We start from the raw sequence: 18,392 nt of genomic DNA, 5'->3' as shown, positions 1-18,392 counted from the left end.
GCCCGCGCGCACGCCTTCGGACACGCAGGAAGCGCGCTTGAGCGTTGCGGCTGATATGGGGGGGTGCTATGTCTAAAGCGCCAACGATAGACGACGCACGCCCTCGGGGAGCCTCCGGCCTCCGGGGGTTTGCTATTCTGGGGTTCGGCTTTCCTCTGTCATGGTCGGGACGTCCTGCGCCTGATGCGCCCGCGGCTCAGTCGAGCGCGAGCGCGCCCTGGGCGGGCGGGCTTCCGGCTGGGATTTCGGGACGGCTTTCCGGGCCGCTTTCCGGGCCGCTTTCTGGGCCGGGCGCCGCGCCGCGCGGCGGCGCCAGCGCGCCGGCGCGGGGGACGAGGCGCACCCTGATGCGGCTCAGCACGCCGCGGGCCTCGGCGTCGAGGATGTCGACGCGAAAGCCCGGCAGGTCGTCGCGCTCGGCGATCTGGGCGAGCAGCTGGCGGAACTTCTTGAGCGGGCTGGTGACGCCGACGCGGGTGCGCAGCGTATTGAGCTCCAGCTCCAGCGGCGCGCCGCGCACGCAGCCGGCGCGGGCGATCTCGTAGAGCCGCCGCTCGATGGCCGACAGCTGGAAATAGCTGCGGTCGTAGCTCAGCACCGAACCGTCGGCGGCGATGGCGCGCACCAGCCAGTCGGTGATGCGCACGCGGAAGGCCCGCGCCCGCTTCTGTCCGCGGCTGTCGCGGGTGAAGATCACCTGCGCCTCCGACACCCAGGAGAACCAGCCGTCGATGTTGACGCCCCCCGTTTCGATGGTGGTGCGCACCTGCGTGCCCTGCAGCCGGTCGAGCGAGCCGGCGAGCCGCTGGTAGTTCTTGCCCGAGGCGCCGGAGAGGCCGGCGAGCTTGAAGAAATCGTAGGCGGTGAAGGTCAGGACGCCGTCGAAGGTCTCGCCGCGGTCGAGCCGCTCGATGGCCAGCGAGGCGAGGTAGATCAGGATCTCCTTGTCGTAGATCGTGGCGACGCCCTTCTCGGAGGGCCGCACCTCCAGCGACACCGCGCCCTCGACGAACTTTATCGCGCGCTTGGCGGGGGTCTTGGACAGCGAGAAGAACGGGTAGGCCATCAGGTCGACCTGGCCGGCGACCGCGCCCTCCAGCGGGCTGTCGGTCTCGACCGCGGCGCGGCGCGGCGACGGGAGGGCGGGCGACAGGGGCGCGCCGGTCGCGCCGGGCTGGTCCGGGGCCGGCTGGGCGGGGGCCGGCTGGTCCATGGCGGGTCGGGCCCCGCCCAGGGTCTCGATCTCGTAGGTTTCCATCGCCATGCCGCGCCCCTCGACCACAGGTTCACAGCTTTGTCGCAGCCGTCCCGACCCGTCCAGCGCCGCAGGCCGCAGTGAACGATCTAACGGCGCCGGGTGAACGAAGGAACGGCGCCGGGTGATCGATGGAACGGGCCGGGGTGAACGAAGGAACGGCAGTCGGTGAACGAAGGAACGGCGCCGGCGGCGCTTCCCCGCGGGGAATCACCGAAATCGCCGGAGCAGGCCGCAACGGCGGGCGAATCGCAGCGCCCCGCGGCGGCGGCCGGGGCAGGGCGGCGGCGGCGGGGTCCGAAGCTCGGACCTTCGTTCACCGCCGCCCGCCGAAGGCCGTTCGGGGACGCCCGAAGACCGCCCCAAGATCGCACGGCGCCCGGCGCGCGGGGAGGCGCGACGCGCGTTGGCGACGGGCGGCCGGCAAGCGCCGGGGGCGGTTCAGCCGCGGCCGAAATCGTCCTCGATGCGGATGATGTCGTCTTCTTCGAGATAGGCGCCGGTCTGCACCTCGATGATCTCGACAGGGATCTTGCCAGGGTTGGCGAGGCGGTGGACGCAGCCGAGCGGCAGATAGACGCTCTCGTTCTCGCGCACGGTCAGCACCTCGTGGTCGCGGGTGACTTCCGCCGTGCCCTTCACCACGACCCAGTGCTCGGCGCGGTGGTGGTGCTTCTGCAGGCTCAGCTTCTTGCCCGGCGTCACCTGGATGCGCTTCACGCGGAAGCGCTCGCCGAGATCCATGGTCTGGTACCAGCCCCAGGGGCGGTGGACGCGGGCGGGCGTCGTCGCCTCGGGCCGGCCGGCGGCGGCGAGCGCGGCGACCAGCCCCTTCACCTCCTGCGTGCGGTCGAGCGGCGCCACCATCACCGCGTCGGGCGTGTCGATCACCGCGAGCCCCTCGAGCCCCAGCGTCGCCACCAGCCGGCCGGCGTCCGCGCGCACGTAGCAGCCGCGGCTGTCCTGCAGCACCGCCTCGCCGATGGCGGCGTTGTCCGCCGCGTCGCGGGGCGCGGCGCGCCACACCTCGCGCCAGTCGCCGATGTCGGACCAGCCGAAATCGGCCTCCACCACGGCGGCGCGGGCGGTCTTCTCCATCACCGCATAGTCGAACGAGATCTTTGGCGCAGCGAGGAAACCCTGGCCCAGGCGGAGCGCGCCGAGGTCGTCCTCCGCCTCCTCCACGCCGCGCTCGACGGCCGCGGCGACCTCCGGCGCGAGCCGCGCGATCTCCTCCAGCAGCACGTCGGCGCGGAAGCAGAACATGCCCGCGTTCCACAGGCAGCCGTCGGCGATCAGCGCCTGCGCCTGCGCGGCGTCGGGCTTCTCCACGAAGCGCGCGACCGCCCGCGCCGCGCCATGGCCGAGCCCCTCGCCGGGGCGGATGTAGCCGAAGCCGGTGGCCGGCTCGGTCGGCCGCATGCCCACGGTCACGATGCGGCCCGCCCCGGCCGCCTCCGCCGCCGCCGCCATCGCCGCGTGCAGCGCCGCGACGTCCCGGATCAGGTGGTCGGACGGGAACACCATCGCCACCGCGTCGGGCCGCCGCCGCGCCGCCAGCCGCGCCGCGGCGGCGATGGCGGCGGCGGTGTCGCGCCCCTCCGGCTCCAGCAGCATCTCAGGCGCCACGCCCACCGCCAGCGCCTGGTCGGCCGCCATGAAACGCCCCCCGGCGCCCGCGACCACGATGGGCCGGTCGAAGCCGCCGCCCGCAAAGCGCGCCAGCGTCCCCTGAAACGGCGAAAGCCCTTCAAGGATCGGCGCGTGCTGCTTGGCGAAGTCCTTGCGCGAAACCGGCCAGAGCCGCGTGCCCGAACCGCCGCACAGAATGATGGGGATGATCGCAGCGGTCATGCGGGGTTTCGCTCGGGCGGGAGGGGACACGCGCGCAGCTTTGACGGTTGCCGGCCGCAAAGTCGAGATGCAACAGTCCCCCCGCGACGGTCGCGCCGCGTCCCGCCGCCGCGGGAGCTGGCAGACCGAGAGTCCGAGAATGCGCATCCTCTTCGTCCACACGAACTTTCCGGGCCAGTTCGGCGCCTTCGGCGCATGGCTGGCGCGCCAGGGCGACGACGTCTGCTTCGCGACCGCCGCCCAGGCGACGCCGCCGCGCGGCTGCCGGATGATGCTGTTCGAAGCCGCCGAGGACGGCGCGCCGGAGACGCACCGCCACGCCCGCGGCCTCGACCGCGCCCTGCGCAACGCCGAAAGCTTCGCCGCGACGGCGGTGAAGGCGAAGGCCGCCGGGATCGATCCGCAGGTCGTCGTCGCCCACAGCGGCTGGGGCGCGGGCACCTACGCCAAGGCGGTCTGGCCGGGCGCCGCCTTCGTCCCCTATCTGGAGTGGTGGTACCGCCACCCGCGCCCGGACATCCACCCCGACGATCCGCCGCCCGGCGACGAGACGGCCCTGCGGGCGCGGGCGGCGGCGCGCAACGCGCCGATGCTCGTCGATCTGGCGCAGGCGGACATGGCGTTCTGCCCCGCCGAGTTCCAGGCGGCGCAGTTTCCCGACTGGATCCGCGCGCGGCTGACCGTGGCGCCGGACGGCGTGGACGCCGCCGGCTTGAAGCCCGACCCCGCCGCGCGGGCGCAGCTGGCCGAGCACGGCGTTCCGGATGACGCGGAGGTGGTGAGCTACGCCACCCGCGGCATGGAGCCCTATCGCGGCTTTCCGGAGTTCATGCGCGCGCTGGCGCTGGCGCAGAAGGCGCGGCCGAAGCTTCACGCCGTGATCGCGGGGCGGGACCGGGTGGCCTATGGCGCGGCGCTGCCGGCGGGCGAGAGCTGGAAGGCGCGGATGCTGGCCGAACTCGACCTCGACGAAAGCCGGCTGCACTTCACGGGGCTGCTCGCGCCCGCGCCCTACGCCGCGCTGCTGCAGGGGACCGACGCGCATGTGTACCTGACGGTGCCCTTCGTGCTGTCGTGGTCGTTCCTGGAGGCGATGAGCGCGGGGGCGCCGCTGATCGCGAACGACGCGGCGCCGATCCGCGAAGCGCTGGGCGCATCGGACGGCGCGCTGCTCGTCGACCACTACGACCCGCAGGCGCTGGCCGCGGCGATCGTCGCGACGCTGGAGGACCGCGCCGGCGCGCGGGCGCGGGGGCTGCGGGCGCGCCAGCGCATCCTCGCCGCCTATGACCGGGCGTGGATCTGGCCGGCGCGGGCCGCGGCGCTGCGGCGGCTGGCCGAGCGCGCCTGACCCCTCGCCGGGAGCGCCCGGAAAGGCTCGGGGACAGGGAAGGCTCGGAGAAGGCTCGGGGACGGGGAGGGGCGCCGCCTCCAGCCCCGCCTCCACGCCGCGCTCACTCGGCCCCGAGCGCCGTCGCCGGGTTCCGGTCGAGCCCGGCTTCCTGATAGTACGCGCCGGCCTGGGCGCGGGAGCGGTGCAGGGTGAGGCGCATGGCGGCCTCGAGCGGCACGCCCCGGCGCGCGGCCTCGGTGACGAAGCCGCTCCTCAGCCCGTGGGGCGAGGCGTGGGCGGGGTCGAACCCCGCGGCGACCAGCGCCGACTTCACCGCGCGCCGGATCGCCTCGCCGCTCACGCCCGTCTCCAGCACTCTGACCGTGCGCCCGGCCCCGCCGCGGGTGAGGCCGCGGAACACCGGGCCCGCCGTCACGCCGGAGGCGCGCAGCCACAGGTCGAGACAGCGCGCCGCGCGGCCGCGGACCGTCAGCGGCGGCGGGGCCTCGGCGCCGCGATGGGTCTTGGAGCCGGCCAGCCGCAGGCCGATCTCCCCGGTCCCGGCGAAGCGCGAGCGGTCGAGATCCTCGACCCTCAGCGCCGCCATCTCGGAGCGCCGCCGCCCGCCCGAGGCCCAGGCGACCTCGATGAGCGCCGCGTCGCGGACGCCGCGCAGGCCGGAGGGCCGCGCCTCGTAGAGCGCGTCGAGCAGCCGGCGGTCGATGGCGTTGGCGGATTTCCTCGGCCGGCCGTGGCGGCCGCGCCCGGCGCGGCGGACCATGCGCAGCGTCTCGCGCACCAGCGGGTCGTCGAAGGGGTCGTCGACGCCCTTCAGCCGGTGCAGCCGGCGCCAACTCGCGAGCCGGCGGCCGATGGTGGCCGGGGCCTGCGCCGCCAGCCCGCCGCGGCGGCCGAGCGCGACCAGCGCCTCGGCGGCGAGGCGCGACGGGTCGTCGGCCGGCCGGCTCTCCAGATCGGCGGCATGGTCGAGGATGAAGGCGACGACGACGCCGGGCGCCTCGGGAAAGACGAGGTCTCCGCCGACGGCGGCCCGCCGCCACGCCGCGATGGCGCGGGCGTCGCTGCGCAGCGCGCGCGCGGAGTTGTCGGGCGTCGTCTCGCGGGCCATCGCCAGAAGCGCAGCCACATGCGCGTCGGAGAGCGCAGGCGGGCGGTCCGCCAGCAGCGCGGCCACGCGGCGGCGGGCCGCGTCGGCCGCGGCCGCGTCCGGGCCGGGGTCGTCCGGGCCGGGGTGGTCGTTCTGGCCAGGGTCGTTCTGGCCAGGGTCGTTCTGGCCGGCGTCGTTCGGCGTGGACGACATGGGGCGCGTCTCCGGACCGAGCGCGGTGCGCTCTCACGGCGCATTCGCGCCTCTTGGGCTCGGATTCTGCCCGCCGGAGGGCCTTCGGACAAGCCTTGCGATAAATATCTGTTATCGCATGGTTGCATGCGGTGGAGCAGCCCTCAAGGTAAACGGCGTAATCCTGTCCATTTCGCTTTTTACGGTTTTCAAGCTATTCTGATCGAATGCACCGACACCCACCTTGGACTGACGCCGATCCCGACGACGAGGCCTCCCTCGCGCGCTCGATCTACGACGACCTCGAGGAGGACGCGCCGCCGGCCCTCCGCGCCGCCGAGGACGACGCGCCACGCCGGTTCCGCGCGCAGGCCGCGGACGCGCATGGCTGGGCCGAGGCCGAACGCGCCTGCGTCCAGGGCCTGGTCGCCGCCGCCGCAGGCTTCGCCCGGCTCGACGAGCGGCTGCGCCTCGCGCCCCCGGCGGCGCGCCGGGCTGCGCGCGAGCGGCTCGCCGTCGTGCAGGCCGCGCGGCTGCTGCAGGCGGAGGCCGCGCCGGTGGACCCCTGGGCGATGGCGCTCGACGCCGCCCGCCGGCGGGGCAGGGCGGGCGACGAGGCCCCCGCGATGACGCTGGCGCACGGGCTCGCGCGCCGGCTGGCGGCCGCGCGCTCGGCGCAGGACCGATGGCCGGCGGAGCCGCCGGAGACGGCGCAGGGCCGGCACTGCTTCGTGCGCGCGGCGGCGCTGGAGCAGGCGCTCCGGCGCGCCGATCCCGACGCCGCGGCCGATGCGGCCGTCGCGGCGATGCGGCTTGCGGCCGGCGCGTCGTCGCCAGGCGTCTTCTGGGGGAGAGCCTCGCCGGGCGGCGGTCCGGGACGCGGCGACGCCAGGGGCGGCGGGGCGCGCTTCGCGCCGCTGCCCCTGCGCCGCCGCGCCGCCGGCCCCGAGCCCGAGGCGAGGCTGGCGGCGTTCCTCGCCGATCTCGCCGACGGCGCGGCGGACGCGCGGGCGGCGCTGGACGACCTCGCCGCCTGGCGCGCCCGCGCCGACGCCGCCGCCGCCGCCATGAAGGGGCGCACGCCTGCCCGCCTCGTGGAGCTGCTCGCGCGGCGCCTCGCCCTCGCCGCCCCGGAGGCGGCGCGCGCGCTCGGGCTGTCGGAAAGCGCCGCGGGGCGCGCGCTCGAACGGCTGGAGGCCGCCGGGATCGCGCGGGAGATGACGGGACGGGGCCGCTTCAGGACATGGCGGGCGGCGGCGTGACGCGGAGAGGTCCGGGGCGATCCCGCGCGGCGCGGCGATGCCGCAGCCGTTCCACGCCCCCGCAGATGGCCTCGGACCGATCCGGTCGCAGACCGGACCGCCCCGGTCGAGCGCCGGAAGGCCGGATGCGCGCGGGCCGCCCGGCCCAGTCCGGCCTAGTCCGGCTCAGTCCGGCCTGGCGGGTCGCCGCCGTCCGGACTCGCCCGGGCGGCGGGGCTCGCTGGGCGGGCCCTGCGGACGGCCGGGCGCCTCAGCCGAAGAGCGTGTCGCCGGCGAAAACGATCTCATCCACCGACGAGAGGCCGGTGAGGATGATCACGTCGTCGGTGTCCAGCGTCAGCACGAGGCGGCCCGCCGCATCCCGGACGCCGGCCACCTGCGCCCCGCCCAGATCCAGAACGTCGCCCTCGGCGGCGTCGTAGTCCTCGATCCGCAGCACCTGCCGGCCCGCGCCGTTCTCGAACACGAAGCGGTCGCCGCCGCCGAGCCCGCTGACCACGTCCGACCGCCCGCCGCCGGTGCGGATCTCGTCGGCGAGCGCCGTGCCCGCCAGCCGGTCGTTGCCGTCGGTCCCCTCGATCAGGTTCAGCCCCGGCGCATCGCCGAGGCGCGTCACCACGAGGTCGTCGAACGCGACGCCGGCGTTGGCCCAGGTGTAGAGGCCCACCGTGCCGCTCTCGAGCCGCGTATCGTCGACCTGCGCGCCGAAGACCTCCGCCCCGTCGATCCAGGCCCCGAGCCGCGACCCCTCCGCCTCGATGCGGATGTCGAACGCCTCGCCCGGCGTGTAGCCGCCATAGGCGCGCGCCAGCAGCGTCTCGAACCCGTCGAGATGGCGCGTGAGATGCACCAGCCCGAGCTGCGCGTCGATCTCCAGCTTGTAGTAGTTGTCGGCGTCCTGGTAGCGGAACAGCACGCCGACGCCGTCGTTGTCGGCGGACGTCGCCGTGACCTCGAGCGCATAGTCCCGCCATGCCGCCGCCTCTTCGGCGTCATGGAGGGCGTAGGTCCCGTCGCGCAGCAGGTAGGGGCCGTCGCCGTCCACCGAGTAGGCGCGAGATCCCGTGCCCTGCTGGGAGGAGTTGATGTCGCTCTCCTGAACCAGCGCGCCGTCGGTCACGCTCCAGGCGCCGGGGGCGTCGATCGTCCCCTCGTCGATGAAGGCGAAGCCCGCCGCGTCGGTGGAGAAATCCGCCGCCAGCAGCACCGCCTCCGCCGGGACGACCTCCACCGTGCGGGCGTCGGTCGAGACCGCGCCGTTCACGTCGGTCACCCGCAGCGTCACCACGGTCTCGCCGACCGGCGCCTCGATCTCGACCGTCTCGCCGGTCGCTGCGACCTCGCCGTCGACGAGCCACTCGAAGCTGGCCACCGCCGCCGGGCTGATGGTCGCCGCGGCCGTGAAGGACAGCGTCGCCACGCCGTCGCCGTCGAGGTCCACGCCGCGCGCGTCGCCGAGCAGGCGGGCCGCAAGCGTCTGGGCCGTCACCACGACATTGTCGAACTCGACCCGGTCCATCGAGCGGCTGAGCAAGCCCACCGTGCCGCCCTGCAGCGGCTCGGCGTCAACCACCGGCCCGTCGAACAGCAGCGCCTCGTCGAGCGTGACGATGATCCCGTTCTCGCCGACCGCCACGCGGAGATCCTGCCTGGCGAAATGGCGGTAGGCGCCGTTCTCCTGCGCCAGCACGGTCGCCTCGCCGTCCTGGACCCGGGTCAGGGTGCGGGTGCGGTTCTGCTGGTCGATCGCGACTTCGTAGTAGTTCGAAGCGTCGGCCCAGTAGAACACCACGCCGACGGTGTCGTTGTCCGCCGGCTCGATCACCACGTCGTACACATAGTTCGACCAGTCGAAACCGTCCTGATACAGCAGGATCTCGTTCGGGCCGTTCGACTGGGCGTAGACGGCGGCCTCGCCCTCGCCGTCCGGGTTGCCGAAGATCGACCCCTTGACGAGGAACGAGCCGAGGCTCGCCTGCGCGAAGCTGACCTGCTCCACCGTCGCCGAGCCGACGTCGACCGCATCGAGCGCGCCGTCGAAGCTGAGCTGGAAGGCGTCGGGGTTCTGCGGCCCGGAGAGTGGACCGTCGACGTCCACGCCGCCAAGCCCCTCGATGGCCGCGTCGTCCAGCACGTCCGGCGTGAAGGCGACCGCATTGACGAAGAGATCGCCGGTCAGGCCCGCGCCGTCGGAGAACAGCAGGAAGCCCGCATCGGCGTCGATCGACCAGGTCGAGCCGGTCTCGCCGACGCCGCTCACCGGCAGCTCGGCCACCTTCTCGCCGTTGATGAAGCCGCTCAGGATCTGCTGGCCGTCCTGCACGTCGATGCGGATCACGATGCGGTTCCAGGCGTCGAAGGCGAACTGCTCCTGCCCGACATAGAAGCCCGGCACGCCGATGCCGCCGGCCTCGCCGATGTAGAGCTCGGCGGCGTCGCGGTTGGCCGCGTCGGTCTGGTAGAGCGCCGCCGGGCCGGTCAGCGCGCCGGACTGCGCGAGCACGTCGAAGATCAGCGTGTAGGCGTCGAAGCGCCCCGACGCGGCCGGCGTGACCAGCAGGCCCGCCGCGCCGCCCAGGGCGCCGACCTTCGCCACCCCGGCCGCCTCGCCGCCCGGCTGGCCGCCGCCGACGCCGGTGAGGTCGATGGCCGGCGTCGTCAGCGTGCTGTCGAACTCGTTGGTGTCGCCGGCCGCGCCGGCGTTGTTGTCGTCCCACTCGTCGGGGTCGGCGATCGCCAGCGTGTTCGCGCCCAGCGCAAACGCATCCCGCGACTGGTTGCCGGCGACGTCGATCCAGAAATCCTTGTCGGCGAAGGTCCAGCCCTGCCACTCGGTCGTGCCCTGCGAGGTCGTGTCGGCGACCTCCTGCGCCCAGCCCTCGGGCGGCGTCGGCGTCCAGACCGGAACCGCCGGATCGCCCGGCTCGTCCACCACGCCCTGCAGGGGCAGGCCGTCGAAGTCCTCGGCGAAGAGTTCAGGCCGCTCGGTCGTGACGCTGGCGAGCGACAGGTTGTCGATCGCCCACCACCAGTCATTGTCGGCGTCGCGATAGTCGAAGCGGAACCGCACGTCTTGCGCGCCCTCCAGGGCCGCGAGGTCGATGACGACCGTCTCGTTGGCGCGCGCCAGCGAGCTCTGGCCGCCCGGCACGGTCGAGGTGTCGAGCGTCAGCAGCGCGGCGAACTCGCCGCCGTCGAAGGAGACCAGCACCTCGCCGGTCTGCGCGTCATAGGGCCGGAAGCTGCTGTCGAAGGTCAGCCTCAGCGCCGACGCGCCTTCGCCGAGGCCGTCCAGCGCGATGGCGTCGGTCGTCAGCACCGTGGCGAAGTCGTCGCCCACGACCGAGCCGCCGTTGAAGTCGTCCCACTCGTCGCCGTCGGCGATGGCGATCACGCCGGTCCCCAGCGTGAAGCTCGACCGCTGCTGGCCGTCGGCGGAGGTCCAGAATTCCGGCGTCGCGAAGGACCAGCCCTGCCATTCCGTCGCGCCCTGCGGCGCGTCGACCGTGCGCGTCCAGCCCTCGGGCGTCTCATGCGTCCAACCGAGCACCGTCGCGGGGATGTTCTCGTCGACCGCAGAGAGCAGCGACGCGGCGAGCCCGTCGAAGTTCTCGCTCCAGATGACGGTCTCGGTCGTCGCGCCCGGCCCGAACACCTTCACGTCGTCGATGGCCCACCACCAGTCGTTGTCGGCCTCGCTCATGCGCCAGGCGAACTGCACCGAAGCCGCGCTGTTGGGGATCAGCGTCTCGATGACGATGGTCTCGTTGGCGCGCGCCAGCGAGCTCTCGCCGCCGGGGACGGAGGCGGTGTCGAGGGTCAGCAGCGTCGTGAAGCTTTCGCCGCCGTCGAAGGAGACCATGATCTCGCCGGTCTGGTCGTCGTAGGGGCGGAAGCTGCTCTCGAACTCCAGCGTCACCGGGATCTGCGCGACGCCGCTGATCGAGGGCGCGCCGAAGCCGAGATCCGTGCCGATCGTGACGGCCGCCGGCGGCGTCACCGGCACGCCCCAGCCGTCGGCGTTCCCGTCGTCGAAGGTCTCGGCGAGCAGGTTCTGGCCCGTGCGGACCAGCACGGTCTTGAGATCGGCGCTGACATTGCCCTCGGCGTCCGTCGCCTTCAGCGTCAGGCGGTGCACGCCGGCGGGCAGCTCGACCTCCAGGGCCGCGCCGTCGGTCTCGCCCAGCTTCTCGCCCGCGGCGTCGAACCAGGCGTAGGTGGTCGGGCCGTTCTCCAGCGAGGCGGCGGGGTCGAGCGCGACCGTCGCCGTCTCGCCCTCGGCCACGGCGACCAGCGCGCCGCCGGCCTTGGCGATGGTGATCTGCTCCGGCGCGCCGAAATCGACGCCCTCGAACACCTCCTCATGGTCGGGGAAGGCGTTGTAGAAGCCGTCGCGCTCGACGAGCTTGGTGTGCGTGGTGAAGCGGCTGTTGTCGGGGTCGATCACCACCAGCCGGATCGCGCCGTCGCCGCCGGTGCCGTTGAAGCTCGCATCGTTGGGCAGCGCGCCATTCTGGTAGTTCACGAACATCTGGTGGACCGGGGCGCCGCCCGCCGCGAGGCTCGCCACCGTCTCCGCGCCGCCCATGAAGTTGTGGCCGTTGAAGGTGAAGGTGACGTTGGGATATTTCGACGCCAGCTCGCGCCAGGCATCCTCGCCGTCGTTGACGTTGCGCGGGTTGTCGCGGATCGCGTAGCCCCAGCCGCCATTGTCGGTGGTCAGCGGCGAGGTGGTCGGCGTCACGCGCCCGTCGCCGCCGTTCCAGGAATGGGTGTCGATGATCACGCGGTGGTCGAGATGGTCCTCGATGATCTCCGAGGCCCAGCGCAGCACGTCGTCGGGCATGCCGAACTCGAGGCTGAAGATCAGCCAGTCCTGCCCGTCCGGCGTGGTGATGGTGGTGTAGTGGTTGCGGATGCTGTCGGTGTAGGTGTCGCCGTTGCCGAACGTGTCCTCGCCGACGTCGAAGCCGTCATAGGTCCCGCCGCCCTGCTCGGGCGTCGCGCCGACCTGCTCCGGCGTGAAGTAGGCGTCCACGTCGCTCTCGAACGAGAACGCGGAGGAGAAGCCGGGGCGCTGCTGGTCGTGGTTGCCGACGTTCAGCGTGTAGCTCAGCCTGCCGTCGAGCCGCTCCATCGCGTCCTCGGCGATCAGCCACTGGCTCTCGGCGCCGAACTGGACGATGTCGCCGACATGGATGACATGGGCGATGCCCAGGCTCTCCTGCTGGGCGAGCAGCCAGTCGGTCATGTTCCCGAACGTCTCGCGGATCGCGGCGTTCGAGGTGTAGTCCTGGGTGTCGGGGATGATCGCGAAGACATAGGCGTTCGGCCCCGCGACGATGGCGCGGAAATCATGCGACAGCGCCTCGCCCTCGGCGCCGGTGGCGGTGAGGGTGATGTCGGCGTGGCCGAGCGCGCCCGGGGTCAGCGTCAGCACGCCGTCGAGGATGGCGGCGGCCACCGTCCCGCCATTCGACGTGGCGACCGCGAAGCCGGTCGCGCCGGGTCCGAACACGTCGGCGAGCGCGAAGGTCCTGGCGTCGCCCTCGGCGTTGATCAGCATGTCGAGCATCGGATTCTCCACGGATCGCGGGTCGCGCGGCCTCGGCGGGCGGGGGCCCGCTCGGGTTCCGGCGGTCGGGTTTCAGCGGTCGGGCCGGGCCGCGGCGCAGATCGCGCCGCGAAACCGCCCGGAGAACTCGACACGGACGGTTAACCAATGCGATTGATAGATCAAATTCGTTCTTCCACGCTGATACTTAGGGAAAACCGATGAATTTCGCGCAGGTGAGGGCGTTTCACCTCGTCGCCCGCGAGGGCGGCGTGGCGCGCGCGGCGACCGTGCTGGGCGTCTCGCAGCCGACGATTTCCCAGCATCTCAAATCCTTGGAGGCCCATTACGGCGTGCGGCTGTTCGAACGTCGCGGCCGCACGCTGCGGTTGACCGCGTCGGGCCGCGATCTCTTTTCCGTGACCGAAAGACTGATGATCGCGGCGGAGGACGTCGAAACCGCGCTGCGCCGCCCGGCTGCGCTGACCGGCGGACGCCTGCGCCTGGCGGCCGACAGCACAGCGCTGGCGGTCGAGCTGCTGCGCCGGTTCCGCGCGCGCCATGCGGCGGTCGAGCTTTCGCTCGGCGTCGCATCGATCGGCGCGATCCTCGAGGAGGTGCAGAACGGCTCGGCCGATCTCGGCGTCGCGGTCGACCCGCCGGCGGGCGACGCGCTGGGCGTCGAGCCCCTGCGGCGCGAGCGCCTGTGGGTCACGGCCGCGCGGGGGCATCGTTTCGAGCGGCTCGCGCAGGTCGCCGTCGCCGATCTCGCCGGCGAGACCCTGATCATGCGCGAGCAGGGCTCGCGGACCCACGCCATGATCGCGCAGGCGATGGAGGCCGAAGCCGTGCAGCCGCGCGGCGTGCTGGAGATCAACGAGCGCAGCGCCATCCGCGAGGCCGTCGCCACCGGCATGGGCGTCGCCTTCTTCGTGCCCTCGGAGTGTCCGCCCGACCCGCGGCTGTCGCACACGCCGCTGGCGGGCAGGCGGACGCGGCTGGAGTTCCAGGAATACCTGATCTACCGCCGCGAGCGCCGCCGCCAGCCGCTGATCGCGGCGTTCCGCGACGTGGCGGCCCGTCTCGCCGCGGAGATGACGACGACGGACGCAGGCCAGCGTCAGTCGTAGCCGAAGGCCTCGACGAAGGGGCGCAGCACGTCCATGTGCGGGGCGAGGCGGGCCTCGTGGTTCCGCCAGCGGCCCACGGCGCCCCGGTGCGGCGGGCGGCGCACCTCGGTCTGGGTCGGCGAGTTCACCGCCTTGTCGGCCAGCCGCTCGCGGTAGCCCAGCACCGCGTCGTCCCATGGCAGGCCCAGAGCGGCGAGCGTGCGGCGCGTCTCGCCGGCGAAATCGTCGAGCCCGTCCTCGTAGCGCGTCTCAACCAGCTGGGCTGGGTCGAGCGCGGCGCGGTAACGGAGCCACGCCCCCATCTCCACGGCGTAGAGCGCCGCCGCCGAGCCCCAGTCGAGCAGCATCGCGCTGAATTCGGTGACGCGGAAGGTCCGCATGACGCAGCTCGTCACCACGTCGCGCGGGTCGCGCAGCGCGGTCACGACGCGCGATTCGGGGAACAGGCGCAGCAGGCCGGGCAGCAGGCCCGTGTGGTTGGGGTTCTTGTCGATGTGCAGCCGTCCGCCGAGATCCTCGCCCAGCGCGGCCGCCATCCCCGAGAGATAGCGCGCGCGCAGCGCCGCCACGGCGGCCTCGGGCGCCGCGTCGAGCGAGGCCAGCGAAAGCGGCCCGCCGCCCGCGCGGCACAGCGCCGGCAGCAGGTCGCGCAGGTAGAGCGGGCGCTCCGGCGAGGCGACGACGCCGGGATGCGCGTCAAGCCGCTGCTCCAGCAGCGTCGTGCCGGAGCGCGGAAAGCCGATCAGATGGCCGACGGCCTCGCTGCGCCGCTCCGGCGACCGCGCGCGCCACGCCGCGAGGCGCTCGCGCCCGAACGCCTGCGACAGCCGCTCGACGGCCCTGTTGTTCGCCGCCGCCTGGGCGAGCAGCCGGGCGATGTCGGGCCCGGCGCGGATGACGGCGTGCGCGCGGTCGATCGCCGCCGCGGCGGCGTCGAACTCCCCGGCCGCGTCGTGCAGATAGCTCAGCTCGCTCCACGCCTCCGCTGCGAGCGGCGGCGCGCTCGAGAGCGCCAGCGCCCGGCGCAGGGCCGCCGCCGCCGGCCGCGCGTCGCCCTTGCGGCGCAGGACGCGGCCCAGCGCGAGCAGCAGCTCGGGCGCGTCGGGCGCGGCGGCGCGGCACGCCTCGATCTCGTCCAGCGCCGCGTCGAGCCGCCCGATGCGCTCGTAGAGCGCCGCAAGCTCGGCGCGGGCCGCAGGGGGGCGCGGCGCCATCGCCTCCAGCAGCGCGATGGCGCGCCGCTCGCGGAAGATGCGGCCGTAGCTCGCCGCAATGGCGGTCGCGACCCGCGGATCGCCGCCGCCGACGGCCTGCGCCTGCTCCAGCAGCCGCTCCGCGCGCGCGATCTCGAAACACGCCCCATGGGCGCGCGCCGCCTCGAGCAGCGCCTTCACGTTGCGGGGCCGCGCGCCCGCCGCCGCCGCGAAGGCGGCGAGCGCCGCGTCGCGCCGGTCGGCGCTCCAGAGCGCGCGGGCGGCGGCCAGCTCGGGGAAGTCTGCGGTCTCGGCCGCCGCGCCAGTCATGCCGGGCCTCGTCCTGCCTTCCTGCGGCCGACGCGGCCGCCGCGCCGGTCCCGCAGAGCACGCGCCGGGAAGGCGCGCAAGGCCGCAGGCCGCGCCGATCCGCCCGTCGACGACCGCCTGCGGGCGCGCAGCCGCCCCCGACCCTGCGCCCCCGCGGCCGCGCATTCCAGGAGCCGGCATGTCGACGGAACAAGCGCGAAGACCATACGGGGCTGACCGGACGCGGCTTTTCGGGTTCATCTCTCGGGATGACGCTCTTGCGACGGTTTGCGCGGCGCCCTGTGCGAGAAAACAGCCCGGCCAGATCGACTGAATTCTTGCGCGCCAGCGCCACATCGCATCATGATCGTCGAATTGAAGAACGGCCATCAAGCCGGATGGATTGGAGCGTGCGATGACGGACGCGTTCGTGGCGGTCGACGATGCGGCCGCAGGCTTCACGACCAGCCCGTTCAGGATCGATCCGCGCGCCAACGACGCCGGGCCCGAGGGCGTGGCCCTCTCCATCGGCGCGGTCTCCACCCTGTCCGGCGGGGGCGTGGTGACGATCGCAGCCGACGGCGCGCTGCTCTTCGAGCCCGACGACGCCTTCGACGGTCTGGCGCCGGGCGAGACCGCGACCGTGACCTTCAGCTATGTGCTGGGCGCGCCGAACCGCGGCGCGATCGACGTCTCCGCGCTGACGCCGGAGGGCGGGTTCGCGTTTCAGTCCACCGGCCCCAACTACTCCTTCGAAGTTGCGGAGCCGCTCGGGACGGGAGACGTGAACGGCGACGGCGTCGACGACCTGATCCTCGGCGACCGCTTCGGCGGCTTCGGAGCGCCCTACCTCGCCGTGCTGTTCGGTCGCGAGGGGCTGCGCGAGGGCCCGGTCGACCTCTACGGGCTGGGCCCGGAGGACGGCCTCCATGTGACGGGGTCGTTCGGCGGCGCGGAGTATATCGACGAACCGGCCTTCGCCGCCGTCGGCGACCTTGACGGCGACGGCGTGACGGAACTGGCGCTGGCCTCGCGCTATAGCGGCGACGCGACGCCTGCGGTGGACAGTTTCGGATACACGAAGTCGATCTATTCCGGTCTTGCGGCGGTGCTGTTCGGCGTTTCGGGACGGAGCGGGACGGTGGCGATCGACGACGCGCCCGGCGGCCCTGAGACCTCGGTGCTCGTTCCCGACGCGCCGATCGGGCTCGGCGGCGGCGTCTTCGCCGCCGGCGACCTGAACGGCGACGGCTACGACGATCTCGGCGTGACGTCGAACGGCTACTTCTTCGGCGAATGGACGGCGGATCTCGCCGCGCTGCATGTCGTGTTCGGCGGGCCGGCGGGCGCGGCGGCGCTCGCGACGCCCGGCGCCCTGGACGGCGCGAACGGCTTCACGATCCCGGTGCTGGTCTCCGAGGGCGCCGGCTACCACGGCGACATCGCCGCGGGGCTCGACATGAACGGCGACGGCGTCGACGACCTGGTGCTGTCCGCCTATGTGGACGGGGAGTTCGTCGTCGCGGTGGTCTACGGTCGCGCAGACGGGTTCGACGCGACGGTGACGCTCGAGGCGCTGTCCGGGGATGACGGCTATCTCATCACCCCCGGTCCGGGAGTCGTCTACGAATTCGAGGTCGTCGCCCTTGGCGACGCGAACGGCGACGGGCGCGACGATCTCGGGCTCGTCTACACCGAGCTGGAGCTGTCCGACTGCTGCGCGAGTCAAGCGGGGCCGCCGCAGCTTGCGGTGCTCTACGGGGGGGCGTCGCCCGCGACCGGCCGCGTGACGCTTGCGGAGCGGCTCGCCGCGGGCAGCCGTCTGATCACGAACGCATGGTTGGACGACGGCTACGCGCGCCTGAACGCCGCGCCGGCCGGCGACTTCAACGGCGACGGGCTCGCGGACCTGCTGATCTCGACCTACGACGAAAGCTACGACCCCGACACGTCCGACTTCACCGAGCGGAGCGAGGCCTATGTCGTGTTCGGCGTGGCGGGCGTCGATCCGCCGCCGCTGTCGCTGCAGGATATCGACGGCGCCAACGGCGTCGCGCTGATCGGGGTGACCGGCTTCACATATCGGCCGTCGCAGGCGCGCCCGGTCGGCGACCTGAACGCCGACGGCTTCGACGACATCGTCATCATCGACCGCGTGCCCAACCCCGACGATCCGTTCGGCGCGCCCACGACGGCGGCGGTGGTCTATGGCCGCGCGACCGGCCCCGCGCCGGCGACAGGGACGGTGACGGTGACGCTGACCGCGCCCGAGGCGCTGGCGCTGGCGGGGGGCGACGGCGACGACGACTTCGCTGGCGGCGCGGGGCGCGACACGCTTTCCGGCGGCGCCGGCGACGACACGCTGACCGGCGGCCTTGGCGACGACGCGCTCGACGGCGGGGCGGGCGACGACAGCCTGTCTGGCGACGCGGACGAGGACGTGCTGTCGGGCGGCGACGGCGACGACGCGCTTTCCGGCGGCGACGGCGACGACACGCTGCTCGCCGGGCTCGGCGACGACACCGCCGACGGCGGCGCCGGCGACGACCTCATCAAGGGCTATTTCGGGAACGACGTCATCGACGGCGGCGACGGCGACGATTTCATCCTCGCGGGCGACGGCGACGACACGGTGACGGCCGGCGCCGGCGACGACATCGTGAAGCTCGGGCGCGGCGACGACGTGCTGGACGCCGGCGACGGCGACGACAACGTGTTCGGCTTTCGCGGGAACGAGCGGCTCGTCGGCGGCGCCGGCGACGACAGCTTGCGCGGCAACCTGGGCGACGACACCTTCGAGGGCGGCGCGGGCGACGACGTCTTCATCCTCGGTCCGGGGCTCGACGTGATCGTGTACAACGATCTCGACTGGGGGCGGGACCGCGCGCCGCGCTTCAACGTGGGGTCCGACCTGATCGATCTTTCCGGCGCCGGGATCACCGGGATCGACGCGCTGGACATCTTTCAGAAGGGGCGTCTGGTCACGATCTGGCAGGTCGACAGCTACGAGAACAGCCTGTCCATTCTGATCGAGGGCGGGGAGCGGCTGACGGAGGTCGCCGACAGCGTGTTCATCTTCGCCTGAGCCGGGACGATCCGGGGCGTCTGCGTGCGAACGTCCCCGGGCGCAGACCGGCGGGGCGTCATGCGCCGGCCGGCGGCGCGATCGGACATCTGCGAGCGCTCCCAGCGGAGCAGGAAG

The 18,392-nt window shown here is 73.4% G+C and carries 9 protein-coding genes; 4 read left to right on the top strand and 5 right to left on the bottom strand.

Annotated elements, in window-relative coordinates:
* Positions 1-196 precede the first annotated feature (196 nt).
* Both BLW43_RS13595 and BLW43_RS13590 read right to left on the bottom strand, forming a co-directional pair.
* Complete coding sequence (locus BLW43_RS13595; protein ID WP_093254250.1) at positions 197-1,264, bottom strand: replication initiator protein A; 1,068 nt, start codon at positions 1,262-1,264, stop codon at positions 197-199.
* 432 nt (positions 1,265-1,696) lie between these two features.
* A complete protein-coding gene (locus BLW43_RS13590) occupies positions 1,697-3,109 on the bottom strand; it encodes a mannose-1-phosphate guanylyltransferase/mannose-6-phosphate isomerase (RefSeq protein ID WP_093254249.1) in 1,413 nt (470 codons plus the stop codon).
* A 139-nt stretch (positions 3,110-3,248) separates the two neighbouring features.
* On the opposite strand from BLW43_RS13590, the gene BLW43_RS22950 reads away from it, so the two are divergent.
* Positions 3,249-4,460: a glycosyltransferase gene (locus BLW43_RS22950; RefSeq protein WP_175478906.1), complete on the top strand. Its 1,212-nt coding sequence runs from the start codon at positions 3,249-3,251 to the stop codon at positions 4,458-4,460.
* A 103-nt stretch (positions 4,461-4,563) separates the two neighbouring features.
* Here the strand turns inward: BLW43_RS22950 and BLW43_RS13580 are convergent, their stop codons facing one another.
* On the bottom strand, positions 4,564-5,763 hold the full coding sequence (locus BLW43_RS13580) for a site-specific integrase (RefSeq protein WP_093254248.1): 1,200 nt from the start codon (positions 5,761-5,763) through the stop codon (positions 4,564-4,566).
* A 206-nt stretch (positions 5,764-5,969) separates the two neighbouring features.
* On the opposite strand from BLW43_RS13580, the gene BLW43_RS13575 reads away from it, so the two are divergent.
* Complete coding sequence (locus BLW43_RS13575) at positions 5,970-7,004, top strand: helix-turn-helix domain-containing protein (protein ID WP_093254246.1); 1,035 nt, start codon at positions 5,970-5,972, stop codon at positions 7,002-7,004.
* 250 nt (positions 7,005-7,254) lie between these two features.
* Here the strand turns inward: BLW43_RS13575 and BLW43_RS13570 are convergent, their stop codons facing one another.
* On the bottom strand, positions 7,255-12,579 hold the full coding sequence (locus BLW43_RS13570; RefSeq protein ID WP_093254245.1) for a metallophosphoesterase family protein: 5,325 nt from the start codon (positions 12,577-12,579) through the stop codon (positions 7,255-7,257).
* A gap of 200 nt (positions 12,580-12,779) precedes the next feature.
* On the opposite strand from BLW43_RS13570, the gene BLW43_RS13565 reads away from it, so the two are divergent.
* Positions 12,780-13,688, top strand: coding sequence for a LysR substrate-binding domain-containing protein (locus BLW43_RS13565; RefSeq protein ID WP_093254244.1), 909 nt, complete (start codon positions 12,780-12,782; stop codon positions 13,686-13,688).
* Here the strand turns inward: BLW43_RS13565 and BLW43_RS13560 are convergent.
* Positions 13,679-15,211: a tetratricopeptide repeat-containing sulfotransferase family protein gene (locus BLW43_RS13560; RefSeq protein ID WP_175478905.1), complete on the bottom strand. Its 1,533-nt coding sequence runs from the start codon at positions 15,209-15,211 to the stop codon at positions 13,679-13,681. The genes BLW43_RS13565 and BLW43_RS13560 overlap by 10 nt on opposite strands.
* 394 nt (positions 15,212-15,605) lie before the next feature.
* On the opposite strand from BLW43_RS13560, the gene BLW43_RS24600 reads away from it, so the two are divergent.
* Positions 15,606-18,275 carry a calcium-binding protein gene (locus BLW43_RS24600; RefSeq protein ID WP_139284062.1) on the top strand — a complete coding sequence of 890 codons (2,670 nt, stop codon included), beginning with the start codon at positions 15,606-15,608 and terminating at the stop codon, positions 18,273-18,275.
* Positions 18,276-18,392 lie beyond the last annotated feature (117 nt).

Source organism: Rubrimonas cliftonensis (assembly GCF_900107585.1).
Classification (GTDB): Bacteria; Pseudomonadota; Alphaproteobacteria; order Rhodobacterales; family Rhodobacteraceae; genus Rubrimonas; species Rubrimonas cliftonensis.
This window is presented reverse-complemented; position numbering and strand designations above follow the sequence as displayed.